Source organism: Sphingobium sp. CR28 (assembly GCF_052327305.1).
GTDB lineage: Bacteria > Pseudomonadota > Alphaproteobacteria > Sphingomonadales > Sphingomonadaceae > Sphingobium.
Window position 1 is genome coordinate 1,444,987 of the sequence record NZ_CP182486.1, and the last position, 15,732, is coordinate 1,460,718.

The following is a 15,732-nucleotide window of genomic DNA, read 5'->3' on the forward strand; positions in this document are numbered from 1 at the left end:
CCGAACACCCATTTATTCGAAGTGATAATGAAAACTGGGGTGGGAGCCCGACGCAGTGCCTGACAAATAGCCGGAGCGAGTTTTCGGAACGCCGATGGGCAGAACAAATAAGCGTTGGCTGCATGACAGCTGCCATTCCGACAGCAGTCGGTATCCGTTCATCAGGGCATGAACGGCATGGCCATGCTCTGAAGAGAGGTGTCTTAACCTTTCGCCGCCACCATGTGGCCATGTTTCTTCCGGTGACGACTCACGGACAATTCACTGCTTCCCTGCTCTGGAAAGGAGTGGTGGCAAGTAAAATATCCATTATTTCCTCGTCGGATGGGACAATCGTCGCGTCGACATGCCGACCGCGCCGGTCATGCAGCCTCGCGTTACTCGCATGCACTGCCTTGGCTGTGCTTGCTTCGGCTCCCGCCGATGCCCAGACTATCCCCGGCGTCACTGAGGGCCTTCCCGATATCGTCGTCACCGCACAGAGGCGCGTCGAGCCGCTGGCGCGAACCCCGCTTTCCGTTACAGCTATCTCCGGCAACGAAATAGTGGAAGCCGGCGTGCAGAGCGTCGGCGACCTTGCCATGCTGGCGCCCAACATCTCGATCGATCCGGCCGTCACGCTGTCCGGCAGCAACGCCGCGGCGGCGATCTTCATCCGCGGCGTTGGCCAGAGCGACTTTCTACTGACGACCGATCCGGGCGTCGGCCTCTATGTCGATGGCGTCTACGTTTCGCGGTCGGTGGGCAGCCTGCTCGACCTGATCGATATCGGCCGGGTGGAGATAGTCCGCGGGCCGCAGGGCACGCTCTATGGCAAGAACACGATCGGCGGGGCCATCAATGTCATCAGCCGACGGCCCGGCAAGGATCCCTCGCTGACAGCGGACCTCACGGTCGGCACCGACAGGCTGTTCAACGCGATCCTCACGGCGAACCTCCCTTTGTCTTCCCGCGTCCGCGCGCGCGTAACGGCCGGGCGGCTCAGCCAGGACGGCTATGTCCGCCGCCCGCTGGTGGAAGACAGGCTGGGCAATACCGATCGCGTCGCGTTTCGCGGTCAGCTCGATATCGACCTGACCGATACATTGAGCCTGTTGCTGGCCGCGGACTATATGAAAGCGGACGAGGCTGGCGGACCCTCGACCCTGATCCGCACCTATTCGCTGGCAGGGCCGCCGCTCAACCAGAGCTTCATTCATAACGTCGTGCTGGGCGCGCCGGGTGGAATATATGACGGTCGTTGGGCAACGGGCAGCGCCTATGTTTCGAACGGCACCGCACCATCCATATCAGATCTGGAAGTGGGCGGGGCCAGCGCGACCACGACGCTCGACCTGGGCTGGGCCGAGGCGAAATCGATCACGGCATGGCGTGCCTTCGGCACCTATTTCACCCGCGACGGCGACCAGTCACCGCTCAACGTCTATGCGACCACTGCGCGCGTTCATGACCGGCAATTCACCCAGGAGGTGCAGCTGTCGGGACATCGCGGCGCCGGTTTCGACTGGCTGGTCGGCGGCTTCTACGGCTATGAGAAGGGTCGCGATGACAGCAAGCTGTTTCTCGCCGGCTTCGACATTCAGAGCGGAGGCCATGACATCATCAGCAAGAGCTGGGCGCTGTTCGGGCAGCAGACCTACAGGCCCTTCGCCAAACTCGGCCTTACGGCAGGGCTACGTTATACCGGTGAAGAAAAGAGCTACACACCGGATCAGTTCTTCCTTGCCAGCCGTCTGCCCGCTCCCCGTGCAGGCACGATCCTGGTTCCCGGTATCGCGGCGCGTCGCAGCTTCAGCAATGTCAATTACCGCCTCGCCGCCGACTATGCCTGGAATGATGCGCTGATGACCTACGCATCCTGGTCGACCGGCTTCAAGAGCGGCGGCTTCACGCAGCGCAATAGCAGCGTGGTTCCCGCGCTGCCCACCTTCGACCCCGAGAGGGTGAAGGTGGCCGAGATCGGCTTCAAATATCAGGCGCCCGACCGGCGCATCCGCTTCAACGGCGCGGCTTTCGAGACCTATTATACCGATCTGCAGATACTGGTTGTCGAGCAGGCCGGCTTCGCCCCGGTGGTCAAGAATGCGGCCCGCGCCAGAATCCGCGGCTTCGAGCTGGAATCCGAAATGCTAATCCTGCCTGGCCTCAGGTTGAGCGGGGGTGTCGGTCATCTCGGTGCGCGCTACACCGCTATCGACAGGCGCGCCTCCGAGATCACGCTGGGCAAGAAGCTGGTCCACACGCCCGAATGGACCGCCAATGTGGCGCTCAGCTATGACGCCATCATAGCAGGATTGGGATCGCTGAAGCCGCGCATCGACTGGAGCTTCACATCGACCGTCTATAATGATGCGCTCAATTCGCCGGAGATCAGCCAGCCTGGCTATAATCTCATCAATGCCAGCCTCGGTTTCATCCCGTCCGACAGCGATTTCTCGCTAATGCTCGGCGTGCGCAACCTTGCCAATAAGCATTATCTGGTCAGCGGCAATGTCAACCCGTCACTGGGCGCGGCTTCGGCGACTTATGCCCGCCCGCGCGAAGCCTATGTGCGGGCAAGAATCACCTTCTAGAAAATGACCGCCGTCCTGATTGGTCCGCCAGCCCGCATCAATCGGACATTCGCTGTCGCCTCCCCAGAGCACGGATTATTCATTGAATATCAACTCTATTCGACAAATCTTTACACTTGTTCCGCATCCTTCCCGAGAAGGGAGGCTGGTAATTTGTTCAGTCTATCGCGGAGGCAGGCTTCGATAGCGGCTCATGTCGTTCAGCGGCCATCGCTTCAGACCCATCTGATCGTGCTGGTCCTGCTGGTGCTCGTTCCGACACTCGGGGTTGTGGCGGCGACGCTTGCGCGCGCCGGTGCGTCCTATCGCCAGGCATCGACCGCTCAGCTTCTCGCGACCGCCAACCTTGCCGCACAATCGGTGGAAAGCGAATTGCGCGCCACCTCGCATATTATCGAAAACTATGGGCCCACCCGGGGAACCACAGAAACCAGCGGCGGAGCACTTTTCAAGGGGCGCCTTGGATCGACCCTGATCAGAAGAGAGCCCGCTGGCCTCGCCGCCCGGCCGGTAACGTCTCCCGCCATCCTCACCGATCTCGCCTCGAAAGCGGCCTCGACCGGAGAAATGGCCGTCTCGAACATCTTCTCGTCCGGTGCGTCACCGCAGATCGCGATCGCCATTTCCCGCGATGTCGGCAAGGGGAGCGTTGAGGTCGCCACCATGGTCGCCAGGCCAACGGACCTGGTGCGGACATTGACACGGGAGGGAGCCTTCCCCGATTCATTGGTACTTGCCGTGACCGACGGTACCGGACGGGTCGTTGCTCGCTCCAGCGAGGCTGACCAGTTCATCGGTAAGCCCGTGCCCGACTGGGCCACCTTGAAAGCTCTCGGCAAGACGAGCGGCACCTTCGAGGCGCGAAGAATTGACGGCCCTCGCGTCATTTTCGCCTTTCAAACGATCCGTGGGACGCCGGGCTGGGTCGCGGTTGTCGGAGAGCCGCTCAGGGTGTTCAATGACCGTTGGCGGCAACCGCTCATCGTCTTGTTCGCCGCCTCGGCAGCAACGCTTTTCTTCGCCCTCCTGTTGGCCATGTTGTTGGCCCGGCGCATATTGCGGCCCATCCGGCATCTGGCCCAGCATGCCCGCGCTGTGGCGGATGGCGAAGGCGCCGATTACAGCCTTTCGGATGCCGCCCCGCGATCCTCCGTGGCAGAGTTCGAGACGCTGCGGCACAGCCTGGAGAGCGCGGAGGTTGAGACCCGGCGCAGCCACCAGGCCCTGCAGCAAAGCTATGAGGCGCTTCGCCAGGCCGAAAGGCTGGCACGGATCGGCAGCTGGTCGCTCGATCTCGCCAGCGGTCACTTCACCTGCTCGGACATGCTCTATGAGATTAATGGTGCCGATCCGGCTGGGCCACCGCTGACCACTGCGGACCTTCAAAGATTGCTGGCCCCGGAAAGTCTCCAGAGGATGAACGCCGCCATCGCAGCCTGCATTGAAACCGGACAGCCCTATGTCATGGAAGTGGAGCACCTGCGAGCGGATGGACCGAGCTTCCCGGCCTATATCCGGGGCCAGGCCCAGCGCGACGGGGCGGGCCGGATCATCGGCCTCGCCGGAACCGTCCAGGACATCAGCGATCGCCAGGAAGAGCAGGCGCGGTTGGCGACCCTGGCAGACAATCTGCCCAGCGGCGTCATCTATCGCCTCGAGCAGCCGGCGGATGGCGAGCTGACCGTCACCTATATGAGCGCTGGCATCATTCGGCTGACGGGCCTGTCGGCAGACGAGATCACCCGGGATCGGATGGCGTTCCTCAACATGATCCACCCGGAAGATAGTACTGGCTATTCCGACGCCATGGAGCGATCCCGTCTCACGGGAGCCCCTGTAGACCACACACTTCGCGTGAGCACACGAGACGGCCGGCTGATCTGGATGCATATCCGCTCGGCGCCGCGCCTCCAGTCCGATGGGCGAACCATCTGGGACGGTATCGCCCGCGACGTTACCGGCGAGCGGCTGGCGGCCGAAGCGCTCCATCAGGCCAAGGAGGCGGCCGAGGCCGCCGAACGGACCAAGAGCGACTTCCTGGCCACGATGAGCCACGAGATCCGTACACCGATGAACACGGTGATCGGGATGACGCGCCTGACGCTACAGACCCCCCTTGCGCCAAAGCAGCGCAATTATCTCGAGAAGATCGACCTCTCGGCGAAAGCGTTGCTCGGCATCATCAACGATGTCCTCGATTTCTCCAAGATCGAGGCGGGCGGACTGGAACTGGAGGATACGCCTTTCACGCTCGAGTCGGTGCTCGAGTCCGTTTCGGCGGTCATGGCGATGCCGGCGGAGGACAAGGGGCTCGAGATCGCCTATGCGGTCGACACGCAGGCGCCGCGCCAGCTGAGGGGAGATCCCCTCCGCCTGGGGCAGGTACTGACCAACCTGGTCAGCAACGCGGTGAAATTCACCGAAACCGGCGAAGTGGTGATCTCTATCGAGCCGGTGCTGGCCGAGGATGGCGCCCCGCTTTTGCAATTTTCGGTTCGTGACACTGGGATCGGCCTCAGCGCTGATCAGATAGCTGGCCTGTTCCGCCCCTTCTCGCAGGCCGCGAGCGACACGTCGCGCAAATATGGCGGTACCGGCCTGGGCCTCGCCATCTGCAAGCAGCTTGTCGAGATGATGGGCGGCAGGATCTGGGTGGATAGCGTGCTCGGAGAGGGCAGCACCTTCTCCTTCACCATCGCCTCCCGCTCGATCGGCGAGGCATCTATGTCTCATCCCGTCAGCCGGCGATCCGCTCTGCTCACGGATCGCCGCGTCCTGATCGTCGACGACAATGCCAGCGCCCGGCAGATATTGCGGGAGATGGTGACCGAATTCGGCCTCGCCGCCGAAACTGTGGATTCCGGCGCAGGCGCCCTTGCCCGGCTGCGGGCCGAAGCCGAGCATGGCAAGCCTTTCGACATCGTTCTGATGGATTGGCGCATGCCGACGATGGACGGCCTGGAGACCGCCCGCAGGATCCGCGCCGACGAGAGCTTGCCTCATATGCCGGCGGTGCTGATGGTAACGGCCTATGGTCGGGAAGAGGTGCTGTGTGGAGCGGAGCAGCTGGGTCTTGAAGGCGTGCTCATCAAGCCGATTACCGAATCCGTCATGTTCAACACCATCTCGGAAATCTTCTCCCCGTCGGAGCAACGCGCACGCACGACCGTCAAGGGTTCCGCGCCGCGCCGCGGCAAGGCCTCGCGGGAAGCTTATGCCCGATTGAAGGGCAAGCGCGTTCTGGTCGTTGATGACAATGCCCTCAATCGTGAAGTCGCCAGCGACTTTCTGGCTGCCGTGGGTGTGGAAGCCGACACGGCAACGGACGGCCTGGAGGCCCTTGCCAAGCTCGACGTCCATGATTTCGACGCCGTGCTCATGGACATGCACATGCCGCGGATGGACGGCCTGAGCGCGGTGCGGGAAATCCGCCGGCACGAACGCTGGCTAAAACTGCCCGTCATCGCCTTGACTGCGCAGGCTCGGATCGAAGATCAGAATGCCAGCCGTGAAGCGGGCATGACCGCTCACCTGAGCAAGCCGATCGACGAGACGGCTCTTTACCAGACGCTGATCGAGTCGCTGGGATTAGCGGCCGGAAAAGCTGCCGGCCACCAGAGGGTCGAGGAAGCGGATGCCGCCGATTTCGATCTCCAGTTATCCCTCAAACGTTTCGGCGGAAACGAGGAGAGGGTCGAGCGATTGCTGGAAGGCTTTCTGCGCGACAATGTCGATATCGTGCAGCGGCTGGACGATAGTCTGCGAGGAGGCGATCCCGAATTGATCGCTTCTGTTGTCCATACGCTGAAAGGCAGCGCCGCCTATTTCGGTGCGCGGCATTTCTGCACGGTCGCCGATCAACTCGAACAGGCGGCCCGCGATGGCGACATGCAGGATGTCGAAGGCCGAGCTCCGACGTTTCGAGAGGCGCTGATCCGGTTGATCAAGGACGCGACCCGAGGCTTGTCGACATTGCGCGACAAGGATGTGGGCAATGGCGCACCTGCGGATCATGCGGTCATGCGCGACCTCGTCACGCGTGCCATCCCGCTTGTCGAGCAAGGGGATTATGCCGCCAACCAGCTGTTGGAGGACATTTGCACGGGACTTCTGGGCCAGGGCATACGTTCGCTCGCCGAGGAGGCGCAGTCGCAGTTTGACGAGTTGGAGCTCGAAGCCGCCAGTGCCGCGCTCCTACAATTGCAGCGCAAGCTCGACCCCGCATGGACGGAAGAGACCCTGTGACCATGCCAGCGAATCTGCCCACGGTGCTCGTCGTCGATGACGATCGCGTCAACCGGATGGTTATGGCGGAGCTGCTTCGAGACGAATGCAGGCTCATCCTGGCCAAAGATGGCCCCTCGGCGCTGCAGAGGATGAGGGACGAGGATGTCAGCCTCGTCCTGCTCGATGTGTCCATGCCGGGCATGGATGGCTATGAGGTGCTTGCCCAGATCAAGGCCGACAAGCGCACATCGGATGTCGGCGTCATCTTCATCACCGGCCATACCGATGAGGCGGATGAAGAGCGCGGGCTTCTGTTGGGCGCCGCGGACTATGTCTCAAAGCCGATCCATCCCGCTATCGTACGGGCGCGCATCAAGGTTCATCTCAAGCTCGCCATGCAGCGCCGGCAACTCGAGCGCCTGTCCATGCAGGACGGCCTGACCGGGATCGCCAATCGCAGGCGGTTCGATGAAGCCCTCGATCTCGCCTGTCGGCATGCGGCCAGAGCCGGAGAGCCCATTGGCCTCGCCCTCTTCGATGTCGATCACTTCAAACAATATAATGACTGCTATGGTCATGGCGCCGGGGATGAGGCGCTGCGCCAGGTCGCAGGCGTGCTGGCATCCTATGTAGGGCGGCCCTATGATGTGGCGGCGCGCTACGGCGGCGAGGAGTTTGTTCTGCTCCTCCCGGCCCCGGCCAATTTCGAGCTTTTGCTGGAACGTCTGAGGGAAGAAATCATATCCCTCAAGATCCCTCATGCGCGATCGGAGGCCGCTACGGTTCTAACCATCAGCGGCGGCGCGCTGGTTGCGCGACTTGTTGAGCCGGCGGTTCCCGCTGCCTTGCTCGAACGAGCGGACATTCTGCTCTACAGCGCCAAAAGCGCCGGACGGAACCGCATCATGACGGAAACGGTTTCGCTCTCGTTGGCACACTCAATTTAGCGCGCTTCGTGGGAGCCGCAGCTTGGGGTAACCGATCGGCCTCTTCGGCGTGTCGCGATCCCAACCTTCCCCGTGAACCCGACGAAGTTCTTCCCGCTGGCGATCGCGAGCGCCGAAAAGACAATCGCTTTGTCGCGTCGCCCTGATCACGCGCGCAGATGATGTTGGCCTTTGGCGGGTGCGCAATATCTCCGACACCGGACTGATGCCTACCGCCAACGTACCCATGCATAGCGGGGAGGTAATTGAGATCGGACTTTCAGAGACGGTTTCGATCGCGGGCAGGATAGTATGGGCGGAGAAAGGAAACTGCGGCGTTGCGTTCACGCAAAAAATCAATGCCGCCGAGCTGCTTCATTCGCTTGCCGTCGAGCAGCGCGCGAAACGATATCGCGCGCTGCGTTTGCCGATCGAAGCCGAAGCCGTTCTGATCGCCGGCACGGAACGATATCGGATTAGTCTCATCAAGCTCTCGCAGCACGGTGCCGGCTTTCACGCGAACCGCGAGGTTCAACTCGGCCTCGAAGGCGACCTGTCACTATGTGATGGGAAACTTAGAGGCGAGCCCTGATCCGCTGGACCAGATCGCAACGGGGCGGTCTCTGGTTCAGTCATCCCCTCAGTCTCACCGACCTCGATAGCGTCAAGTGCCTGTCGCGGGGGCGTCCGATGTGGACGTTACCCCCGCTTCCAGCGATCCCACACATTTCTGATCCAGAAGTAACCCCAGTTCATGGGGACAGCGTCGCTAACGAGGGACGCATCGGCACCTAAATATTTGGGCCGGTTGGCTAAAACTCGATATCCAGAACCATATTGTCAACATATCGTCCAACCGGCGGAGTTGTTTGAGCCGGATCGATCCGCGCTCCATAGGTGAACCCTTGTTGGGTGACGCCGTCATAAACCCCGGGATTGACCTGAGCCGAAGTGCTGTTGCGACGCTCCGAACCGTTGCTGTCCCAGCGGATACTGGAAGAAGGAAGTTGGTAGATTTCGTAGCGAAGATAATCACTGGTCGCTGCGCGCCGCATCCGTCGCCATCCACCATCGAAGTTGTTTCCACCGCTCAGACCCACGCTGTAGCTCGCCCCAGCGCTGCAACGGATATTGATCGTCGCAATCGCCTCCGCGAAACTGCCTGCGAGGGGCGCACTACCAAAGTCGAGATCCGGCGCAGTGATCGCGCAATCATTCTCGACGACCCATGGTCACACTCATGGTGGTGAGTACGCCACTTCCCCAGTTGAGTGGCGTGAACAGGATTGGCCGCACGAATCCCGGACTCTCAGAAAAGTCGCAAATCACGAGCAGACCGAGAGTACAGACCGAAAAGTACCAGCGCAGATTGACGGTCCCGCTGTAAATCCCCGCTCGCAGTCCCGGCTTTGGCTGCATCCTGACATAAAGCGGCAGGCTGCCTCCTGGCCCCGAAAATAGATTGAGAAGCTGGAAACTCGTAAAATCGAACTCGGCGCCCGCGGGGATCGCAGTGCCGCTCTCCGATGCCGAGATCGTAAATGGGACAGTCTGACTATCAGGACCGCCGGTGAGCTGGAACGTCGAGCTTTCGACCTTGACCTTGATATAGGAGGTGCTGAGCAATGCCAGTGGCGGCTGACAGGTGAGGCCGCCGGCGCCGGCGCTTTCCCGTCCCGTGGACGCCACATCAAGAGAGCTGTGGCTGCCAAGATCGGCATCGCTGCCTGAAACCGTGCAATATTTGAACGTCTGCGTAGCCCCCGGAGAAGGGAAGGCAATGATCGCGATGACGGCAAGCCAGAGCCATAGCCAGGTCTTCGTGGTGGCGCGAGTGCTCATGGCTCGTTCTCCGCCTGGCAGATCAAAGGTCCGATCCGGCCGATTTGGTCAGTCCGATCAAGGTCGAACGAGGCCGCACAAGAACCGCCATCCGGCAGTGTTATGGTGAGAGCGTTCCGCGACTGAAGACCCTCCATATAAGCAATTCCGTCCCAACCGACATAAGTGCCGGGCACGCCGTTGACCGTAACGGGCGCGCCGACCGGAAGAGGTTGGCCCGCCGCATCGTGCAGCGTGACGGTTGCGGCAACGACCCGGGAAACAGGAAATTCAAGCAGGAAACCACTTCCGCGGCGGACGGCGATCCGTTGTTCCACGATCGGCGTCCCGACCGCGGACGGCAGCCCGAGTGGATCGATGCTATATTTGGCCCGATAATAGGAGCTGGCCCACGGAACCAGCAGATGACCGCCGGCATCTGTCCTGCCGATCAACTGGTTCTCGTAGCGCACGGGCACGCCCGGCTCGCCGTTGGTGCTGACGACGGCGAAAGCGTCGTTGATCCGGTTCGCAATGAAGGTCGATCCTTCCATCATCGCGATCGAGCCGCTCGCGCCGGCCCAGCGCGCATAATTGCCGTCTCCACCATAGATGCCGCCGCGCAGCTGCATCAGATCGTTTCGCCAGGTTAGATCGGCGTGAACATAGCGCTCTGTCCTGCTGCCCTCGGCATAGCCGAGACTCCATCCGATACCGCCATCGCTCGGCACGGCACGATTATAGTTGGCGCGCCAGGAACTGCCCCGGGCCGCGCCATGCTCATATCCGCTACTTGCGGTTCCGCGATTTCGACCGAGGGGCATCACCAACTGCAGCGCGGCCGACCATTTGCCAGTGCCGATCTCGTGATTGCCCGAGGCATAGAAGCTTGCGCTCTTCCAGAGTGGCAAACCCCACGAAAGATTAGTGAGCCGCGTTCGCGTTCCGTCACGCACGCGCGTATCGAAATAGCCGGCGCCTATACTCCCGAAGCGGTCCAGAGAGACGCTCCCGGTTATCGACGTGCCGCGTCTGCTCAGGCTGGATGTCTTCGTATCATAGACGGATAGGTCGGCAAAACCCTCGGCCCGTCTACTATGCAAAGCTGCGATACTGAATTTCCGTGCGCTATACTGGTATCCGATCGTCCACTGATCGCCGCGGCGCCCTCTGTGTCGGCTCTGGCTCCAGGACGAGCTGATCATGCCGATATTGCCCAGGCTCGCCACACCGCCGATGCCGGCTAGCCCGAACTGCCGGCCAGCTTCGCCATGCAGTTCCAAAGTGAGCCAATCGGTCATGCCGCGCCGTAAGGAGGCGCTGGCAGCGGCAGACCCGTAGGAGAAATTCTTCAGCCCATAATTCTTCCGGACAAACCCTCCCGCCATCGCGAAATCGGAGAGGCCGGTGCGCAGCAGGGCATTGCTGACATAAAAGGGTATCGTGGTGGACACCTGTCGCCCCAGAGCATCGGTGACCACGACAACAGCCTCGCCCGCACCGTTGATGGACGGGATATTGGTAAGGGTGAATGGTCCCGGCTTTATCTCTGCACTGTCGGCGCGATAGCCATCTATGAAGAGATCGACTGTCGAGGGAACGGCCGCTTCACCCGCGAACTGGGGAAGCGGATAGGTAATGATATCGGGACGGATCGCGAAATCGCGCGAAATCTGGGCGCCGCCTAGACGCACGGTGCTGCCCCAGTTCAGGCTCCGGGTGAGCAGATCTCCCGCCTCATAGGTCAGCATGCGCTGTTCGTCGGAGTAGCGCCAGTAGCTGTCGTAGCGCCGAAAGCCATCCTGATCACCGGCACCTGACACCGTCCGGAATACGCCGGTCGTCGCGATGATGCCGAAAGATCCGAAGACGCGCAGTTCGTTCCATACTGAAAGGCTGGTCGCTCCCCGATCGGAGTCGCTGGCATAGACGTCATAGTTGATCAGCAGACCCGGACTGCTGCGGGCGGGCACATAGTCATAGCGGTGGTCGCTGCCGATCTGCTGCTCCGGAAGCCATTCGGTTGGGACATGGATCATCAGTCGCAACGTGGCCGCATCATATTCAACGCGCAGGCCGGTTATATCGTCGATCGCAACCATCGCGGCATCCTCGCCCTCGACCGGAATGCCTGCGCGGCGCAAATCGGCTGCTGCCACATGATAGTGACCGCCGCGCAGGAGAACCGGAACGATCTTGCCGGTGGGAAGCCCATTGACGACCAGCTCCAGATACAGCTTGAGCTCGTTGAGAAGCTGTTCTCCTCGTGGCGCGGGAGGAAGGGATGAGCCGGACCAGGAATCGCGAGCGAAGGCCGAACCGGCGAGGACAATCGTGGACAGTCCCGCCGACGCCATAAGTCCGAGCAGCCGCTGGCAGCGTATCTCTTCGAGGGCGCTTCGCTTTCGCATGGAGCGCGTCCGGATCTAGTTCGCCGGCACGATCGCCAGCGCTTCCGGGCCGCCATTGACGGTTGCCATCAGGGTGGCATCCGCCGCGACTGCTTCCGGCAAGGGGCGACGCAGGCTTGACCCTGCTAGCACATAGCCGAGCAATCCCTCAGCCAATGTCATTGCCTCGCCGCCATGTGTGAAACGCACGCCGGTCAGTCGCGCATGCACCGGGCCGGTGTTGCCAATCTCTAGATATGGCTTCCCGTCTCGCCTGACGATCCGCCAGGAAAGCGCCGGTTGCCCCGCACTCGCCGGATTGCGTTGACGGTCCCCTCTCGGTTTCCACCACAGACCCTCGCCATAGACGAACAGCGGAATGGAATAGCGGAACTGCAGGCGGACACCGACCGATGGAGCGTCTTCATCGGCTGCTGCGGGGCTGGCATTTGCCGGAATTTCGTCGATCAGCACCCTGAATGCCCGTTCCACGCCCGGTGACATGGGGACGGCTCGGGTCAGTCGGACCATCTGGCGCTTTCCGGGTTCGATTCTGATCATGGGCGGTGTGCCGACAATCTCTTCCTGGTCCGCATATCGGTCTTCGCCATCGACCTGTGTCCAGGCGAGTATCCGCACCTGCAGCAGCGATGCTTTGGACCCGCGGTTTTCAAGCCACAGGGCGACGGCTTGTTGGTCATGCTCAATGACGGGATCGACCGGCCACACAAGAACCGCCCCGGAAGCATGTGCCGCACTTGCGGGCGCGAGCGCCGCGAACAGGAGCAATAGAGTGCCAAGGCAAAGTCTCGTTCTCCACGGCATGGCAGTCACTCTCCCCCAGGAACCGACCACCATCACCAAGTCAGTGTGACCAGAACAGTGTCGGTGTATGTTCCCGCCGCGCTCCCGCCAGGCAGCGAAACCTGTGCGTAAACTGGCAATTGAACATCGTTGATGTTGGCCGCCGTCACGAGGATCGACCGATCCTGATCGATCATGACTTCGTCTGTCATCCCCGCATTGGCGTAGAGGCGATATTGCAGCCGGTCGGCGGACGACGATCCGCGTTGCATGTTGCGATTGCCACCGCTCGCATGTTGACCACCGCCAAGCTTCAGACTGAGCGACACACCCGGCGTGCAACGCAAGATCATCGTCTGGTTCGCCCCAAGCGCGGCATTGTGAGTGGCCGTGGACAGAGTGGTGTCACGGCCAAAATCCAGAGTGCCGATCAGACCGGCGTCGCCGCTCGTACCCACCCCGTCAACCGCGCATCCCGCGACGATCGTCGCTGACACCTCGAACGTCGCGCCTGTATCGGCATCGGCCGGGCCTGATATGCCGATAGAAGCCAATAAGCCGAAGAGCACCAGCCCGGCATATTGTGCTGGAGGGCGAGGCATCTCGTTGACCCGCCGCTATTCACACCCCTCGCGTCAGAGTTCCAGCACGACGGTGACGATGTCGTTATAGGTGCCCGCGATCAGCCCGGCTGCGCCATAAGCTCGACCATTGACTGCGATTGTCTGTTCTGAACCGTCGTTGGAAAGCGCAACGCTATCGCCATTGTTGATCACGGTGGCATCGTCATCACGCAGCAGATTATAGGAAACATACTGCGTCGTGGTGGAGCTATGCTGCATCGCCTTGTTGCCAGCGCCCGAGGCATTGGCGTCATGCAGACCGGTCTGAAAAACAAGATTGGGTGTCACGCCCGCCGTGCATTGGACGGTAATGCCGGCACCCGCCCCGGTAACCTGAGCGCTGGCCTGAGAAAACAGGGTTGTCTCAGTTCCAAAATCCAGCGTACCGAAATCGGCGCTACCGGCACCGTCTGCCGCATTAGCCCCATTGATGATGCAGCCACTTTCGAGGGTTATGGTCGCATCGATCGTTCCGGTGATGTCGGCGTGCGCGGCACCAGGAACAACGAGCACAAAGAGGCCCATCAGAGCCGGAGCGATCTGCTTAACCATAGCCATATCTTCTCCTTTACCGATTCCGCGCCAGCTTCCTTCAATACATTCCTGATTATCTTTATACTTTACTGGCCGTCTGCTTACATCAAAGTAAGGTAATATTGAGTCGTTAAAGATGCGTTATGAAATTTCCGTGGCAATTTCCGTCCCGGATGGGAGGTCGACCTCGAGCACTGAGCTCGCAAAATACGGATTACGATGAGGAAGGAGCCCGACGATGGAACCGCCATAATAGGCTTCTTCAAAGTCAGGATCGATCGCCTGACGAAAGCAGAGATCCAGTTCGTGAAGGCGATGGCCGAGCTGGGCGATGGTCCCTATGCCATGGCGGACATCGCGCAGACCATGGGGTGCACCCAAAATCTCTGGGACCGGTCCGGGCGAGCATCATCTCGAAGGGGATGATCTACAGCGCCGATCATGGCTATCTGGATTTCAGCGTGCCGCTCTTTGCCCAGTTCATGCGGCGCCAGGGCTGATCCGGTTCAGCCGTCGACCTGCCGCTGAACAAGCGGCCCGCATCCTTACAGGCCCAGCCTCGGCCACCGTTGCATATCCGAACGGCGCCTTGTTCAGGCAGCCAGCTGGGAAATATGACCTAGCGCACTCTCGATTGCGGCTGCCCGATGATCCGGACCGATCTGCACGCCCTCGGCGACGACGAATTCCGGTGTCAGTCCGATGAAGGCGAAGACTGAACGCAGATATCTCTCCAGATGCTCCATCGCGGCCATCGGCGTATCTGCGCCGTAGAAGCCGCCGCGTGAGATCGCGATGATGATGCGCTTGGGACCGGCCAGACCAACCACACCCGTCTCGCTATATTTGAACGTGCGGCCGGCGACGAGTATCTGGTCAATCCAGGCCTTAAGCTGACTCGGCACCGAGAAATTATACATAGGCGCACCGATCACGACGGTATCTGCCGCGAGAAATTCATCGACGCTCTCATTCTCGCCACCGAACACGAAATGAGGAAGCGGATCAGCCACGACATCGCGATAGGTGACTTGTGCAGAGGGATCGGACGCCTGCAGCCGTCCGACAATGGCTCTAGTGAGTTGACGGCTTACCGAATTTTCGCCGGTGACGCTGGAATCGATATGGAGAATCATTTTTGGTGCCTCGGTATGGATTTGTAACCGAGGCACCATATGTTACTCCTCGATATGGCCCACAAGGAGGCACAAAATTGTTAGCTGGTAACATCGATGTGACCGATCGGATCGCGGTCGACCACAGCAATTGTCGCCGCGTGACGCCGGTCTTGGCTCGCGTGGGCGACAAGTGGAGCATCCTCACGGTGATGATCCTCGCTGGCGGCTCGAAGCGCTTCAGCGAGTTGCGCCGTGGGATCGATGGGATCTCCCAGCGCATGCTGACACTCACGCTTCGCGGGCTGGAGCGCGAGGGCTTCGTCGCGCGCACGGTGACGCCAAGTATCCCGCCGCGTGTAGATTATGAGCTGACCCCGCTCGGCCGCTCATTGTGCGAACCGGTGATGGCGCTCGGCGGATGGGTCCACGATAATCTCGACGCGATCGATGCTGCACGGGTCGCGTTCGATGAACGATGCAAGAACGAGTAGGGGGCCGGCATCGCCAACATAGTCGACGTTAGACCGCTCGAAACGGCTCCCTAAAACCCGCCCTTTGTTCATCAGGCTGTCGCGGCATAACGACCGGTCGATCGTGGGACTTTGCTGCAGTTCCCCAGCGAGTTATTAGCGAAAAAGGGGCGATAGCGGTCGGATTTCACCTCTGCCGATGTGGAATAACGGTTACCTTCCGGCAAGGTACAGCTACGCACGATT

Annotated in this window: 12 protein-coding genes and 1 pseudogene; 6 read left to right on the forward strand and 7 right to left on the reverse strand. The window is 61.0% G+C overall.

The window, feature by feature from the left end; all coding sequences use genetic code 11:
- Positions 1-401: 401 nt before the first annotated feature.
- The 4 genes and pseudogenes from ACNAOH_RS06855 to ACNAOH_RS06870 form a co-directional block, all read left to right on the forward strand.
- On the forward strand, positions 402-2,573 hold the full coding sequence (locus ACNAOH_RS06855; protein WP_443972070.1) for a TonB-dependent receptor: 2,172 nt from the start codon (positions 402-404) through the stop codon (positions 2,571-2,573).
- Positions 2,574-2,726: 153 nt separating this feature from the next.
- Entirely contained in the window at positions 2,727-6,818 is a 4,092-nt protein-coding gene (locus ACNAOH_RS06860) for a response regulator (protein ID WP_443969458.1), read from the forward strand.
- Between the two features lie 2 nt (positions 6,819-6,820).
- Positions 6,821-7,747, forward strand: coding sequence for a diguanylate cyclase domain-containing protein (locus ACNAOH_RS06865; RefSeq protein ID WP_443972071.1), 927 nt, complete (start codon positions 6,821-6,823; stop codon positions 7,745-7,747).
- A gap of 133 nt (positions 7,748-7,880) precedes the next feature.
- Positions 7,881-8,318: pseudogene (locus ACNAOH_RS06870) on the forward strand (PilZ domain-containing protein); the annotation flags it as partial.
- 220 nt (positions 8,319-8,538) lie between these two features.
- Here ACNAOH_RS06870 and ACNAOH_RS06875 read toward each other — a convergent pair.
- From ACNAOH_RS06875 to ACNAOH_RS06900, 6 genes are read right to left on the reverse strand one after another with little or no spacing between them, the layout of a single operon-like run.
- Complete coding sequence (locus tag ACNAOH_RS06875; RefSeq protein WP_443972072.1) at positions 8,539-8,931, reverse strand: Csu type fimbrial protein; 393 nt, start codon at positions 8,929-8,931, stop codon at positions 8,539-8,541.
- Between the two features lie 7 nt (positions 8,932-8,938).
- Positions 8,939-9,568, reverse strand: coding sequence for a spore coat protein U domain-containing protein (locus ACNAOH_RS06880; RefSeq protein ID WP_443969459.1), 630 nt, complete (start codon positions 9,566-9,568; stop codon positions 8,939-8,941).
- Entirely contained in the window at positions 9,565-11,958 is a 2,394-nt protein-coding gene (locus ACNAOH_RS06885) for a fimbria/pilus outer membrane usher protein (RefSeq protein WP_443969460.1), read from the reverse strand. Before ACNAOH_RS06885 ends, ACNAOH_RS06880 begins: the two co-directional genes overlap by 4 nt.
- Before the next feature lie 15 nt (positions 11,959-11,973).
- Positions 11,974-12,762: a fimbrial biogenesis chaperone gene (locus ACNAOH_RS06890; RefSeq protein ID WP_443969461.1), complete on the reverse strand. Its 789-nt coding sequence runs from the start codon at positions 12,760-12,762 to the stop codon at positions 11,974-11,976.
- 32 nt (positions 12,763-12,794) lie between these two features.
- Positions 12,795-13,343: a Csu type fimbrial protein gene (locus ACNAOH_RS06895; protein ID WP_443969462.1), complete on the reverse strand. Its 549-nt coding sequence runs from the start codon at positions 13,341-13,343 to the stop codon at positions 12,795-12,797.
- Between the two features lie 33 nt (positions 13,344-13,376).
- Complete coding sequence (locus ACNAOH_RS06900; protein WP_443969463.1) at positions 13,377-13,922, reverse strand: Csu type fimbrial protein; 546 nt, start codon at positions 13,920-13,922, stop codon at positions 13,377-13,379.
- Positions 13,923-14,117: 195 nt separating this feature from the next.
- Between ACNAOH_RS06900 and ACNAOH_RS06905 the strand changes: the two genes are divergently transcribed.
- Positions 14,118-14,324 (forward strand): hypothetical protein, encoded by a 207-nt coding sequence (locus tag ACNAOH_RS06905; RefSeq protein WP_443969464.1) that lies wholly within the window; start codon positions 14,118-14,120, stop codon positions 14,322-14,324.
- Positions 14,325-14,491: 167 nt separating this feature from the next.
- Here ACNAOH_RS06905 and ACNAOH_RS06910 read toward each other — a convergent pair whose 3' ends face one another.
- Positions 14,492-15,034 (reverse strand): FMN-dependent NADH-azoreductase, encoded by a 543-nt coding sequence (locus ACNAOH_RS06910; RefSeq protein ID WP_443969465.1) that lies wholly within the window; start codon positions 15,032-15,034, stop codon positions 14,492-14,494.
- Between the two features lie 77 nt (positions 15,035-15,111).
- Here ACNAOH_RS06910 and ACNAOH_RS06915 point away from each other — a divergent pair, with 77 nt between their 5' ends.
- Complete coding sequence (locus ACNAOH_RS06915) at positions 15,112-15,507, forward strand: winged helix-turn-helix transcriptional regulator (protein WP_443969466.1); 396 nt, start codon at positions 15,112-15,114, stop codon at positions 15,505-15,507.
- The last annotated feature ends 225 nt before the right edge of the window (positions 15,508-15,732 follow it).

What these genes read in the sequence shown, in the direction of transcription:
- ACNAOH_RS06895 (WP_443969462.1), bottom strand. Translation starts at nt 13,343, where the DNA reads ATGCCTCGCCCTCCAGCACAATATGCCGGGCTGGTGCTCTTCGGCTTA.
- ACNAOH_RS06880 (WP_443969459.1), bottom strand. Translation starts at nt 9,568, where the DNA reads ATGAGCACTCGCGCCACCACGAAGACCTGGCTATGGCTCTGGCTTGCC.
- ACNAOH_RS06905 (WP_443969464.1), top strand. Translation starts at nt 14,118, where the DNA reads ATGAGGAAGGAGCCCGACGATGGAACCGCCATAATAGGCTTCTTCAAA.
- ACNAOH_RS06865 (WP_443972071.1), top strand. Translation starts at nt 6,821, where the DNA reads ATGCCAGCGAATCTGCCCACGGTGCTCGTCGTCGATGACGATCGCGTC.
- ACNAOH_RS06900 (WP_443969463.1), bottom strand. Translation starts at nt 13,922, where the DNA reads ATGGCTATGGTTAAGCAGATCGCTCCGGCTCTGATGGGCCTCTTTGTG.
- ACNAOH_RS06885 (WP_443969460.1), bottom strand. Translation starts at nt 11,958, where the DNA reads ATGCGAAAGCGAAGCGCCCTCGAAGAGATACGCTGCCAGCGGCTGCTC.
- ACNAOH_RS06890 (WP_443969461.1), bottom strand. Translation starts at nt 12,762, where the DNA reads ATGCCGTGGAGAACGAGACTTTGCCTTGGCACTCTATTGCTCCTGTTC.
- ACNAOH_RS06910 (WP_443969465.1), bottom strand. Translation starts at nt 15,034, where the DNA reads ATGATTCTCCATATCGATTCCAGCGTCACCGGCGAAAATTCGGTAAGC.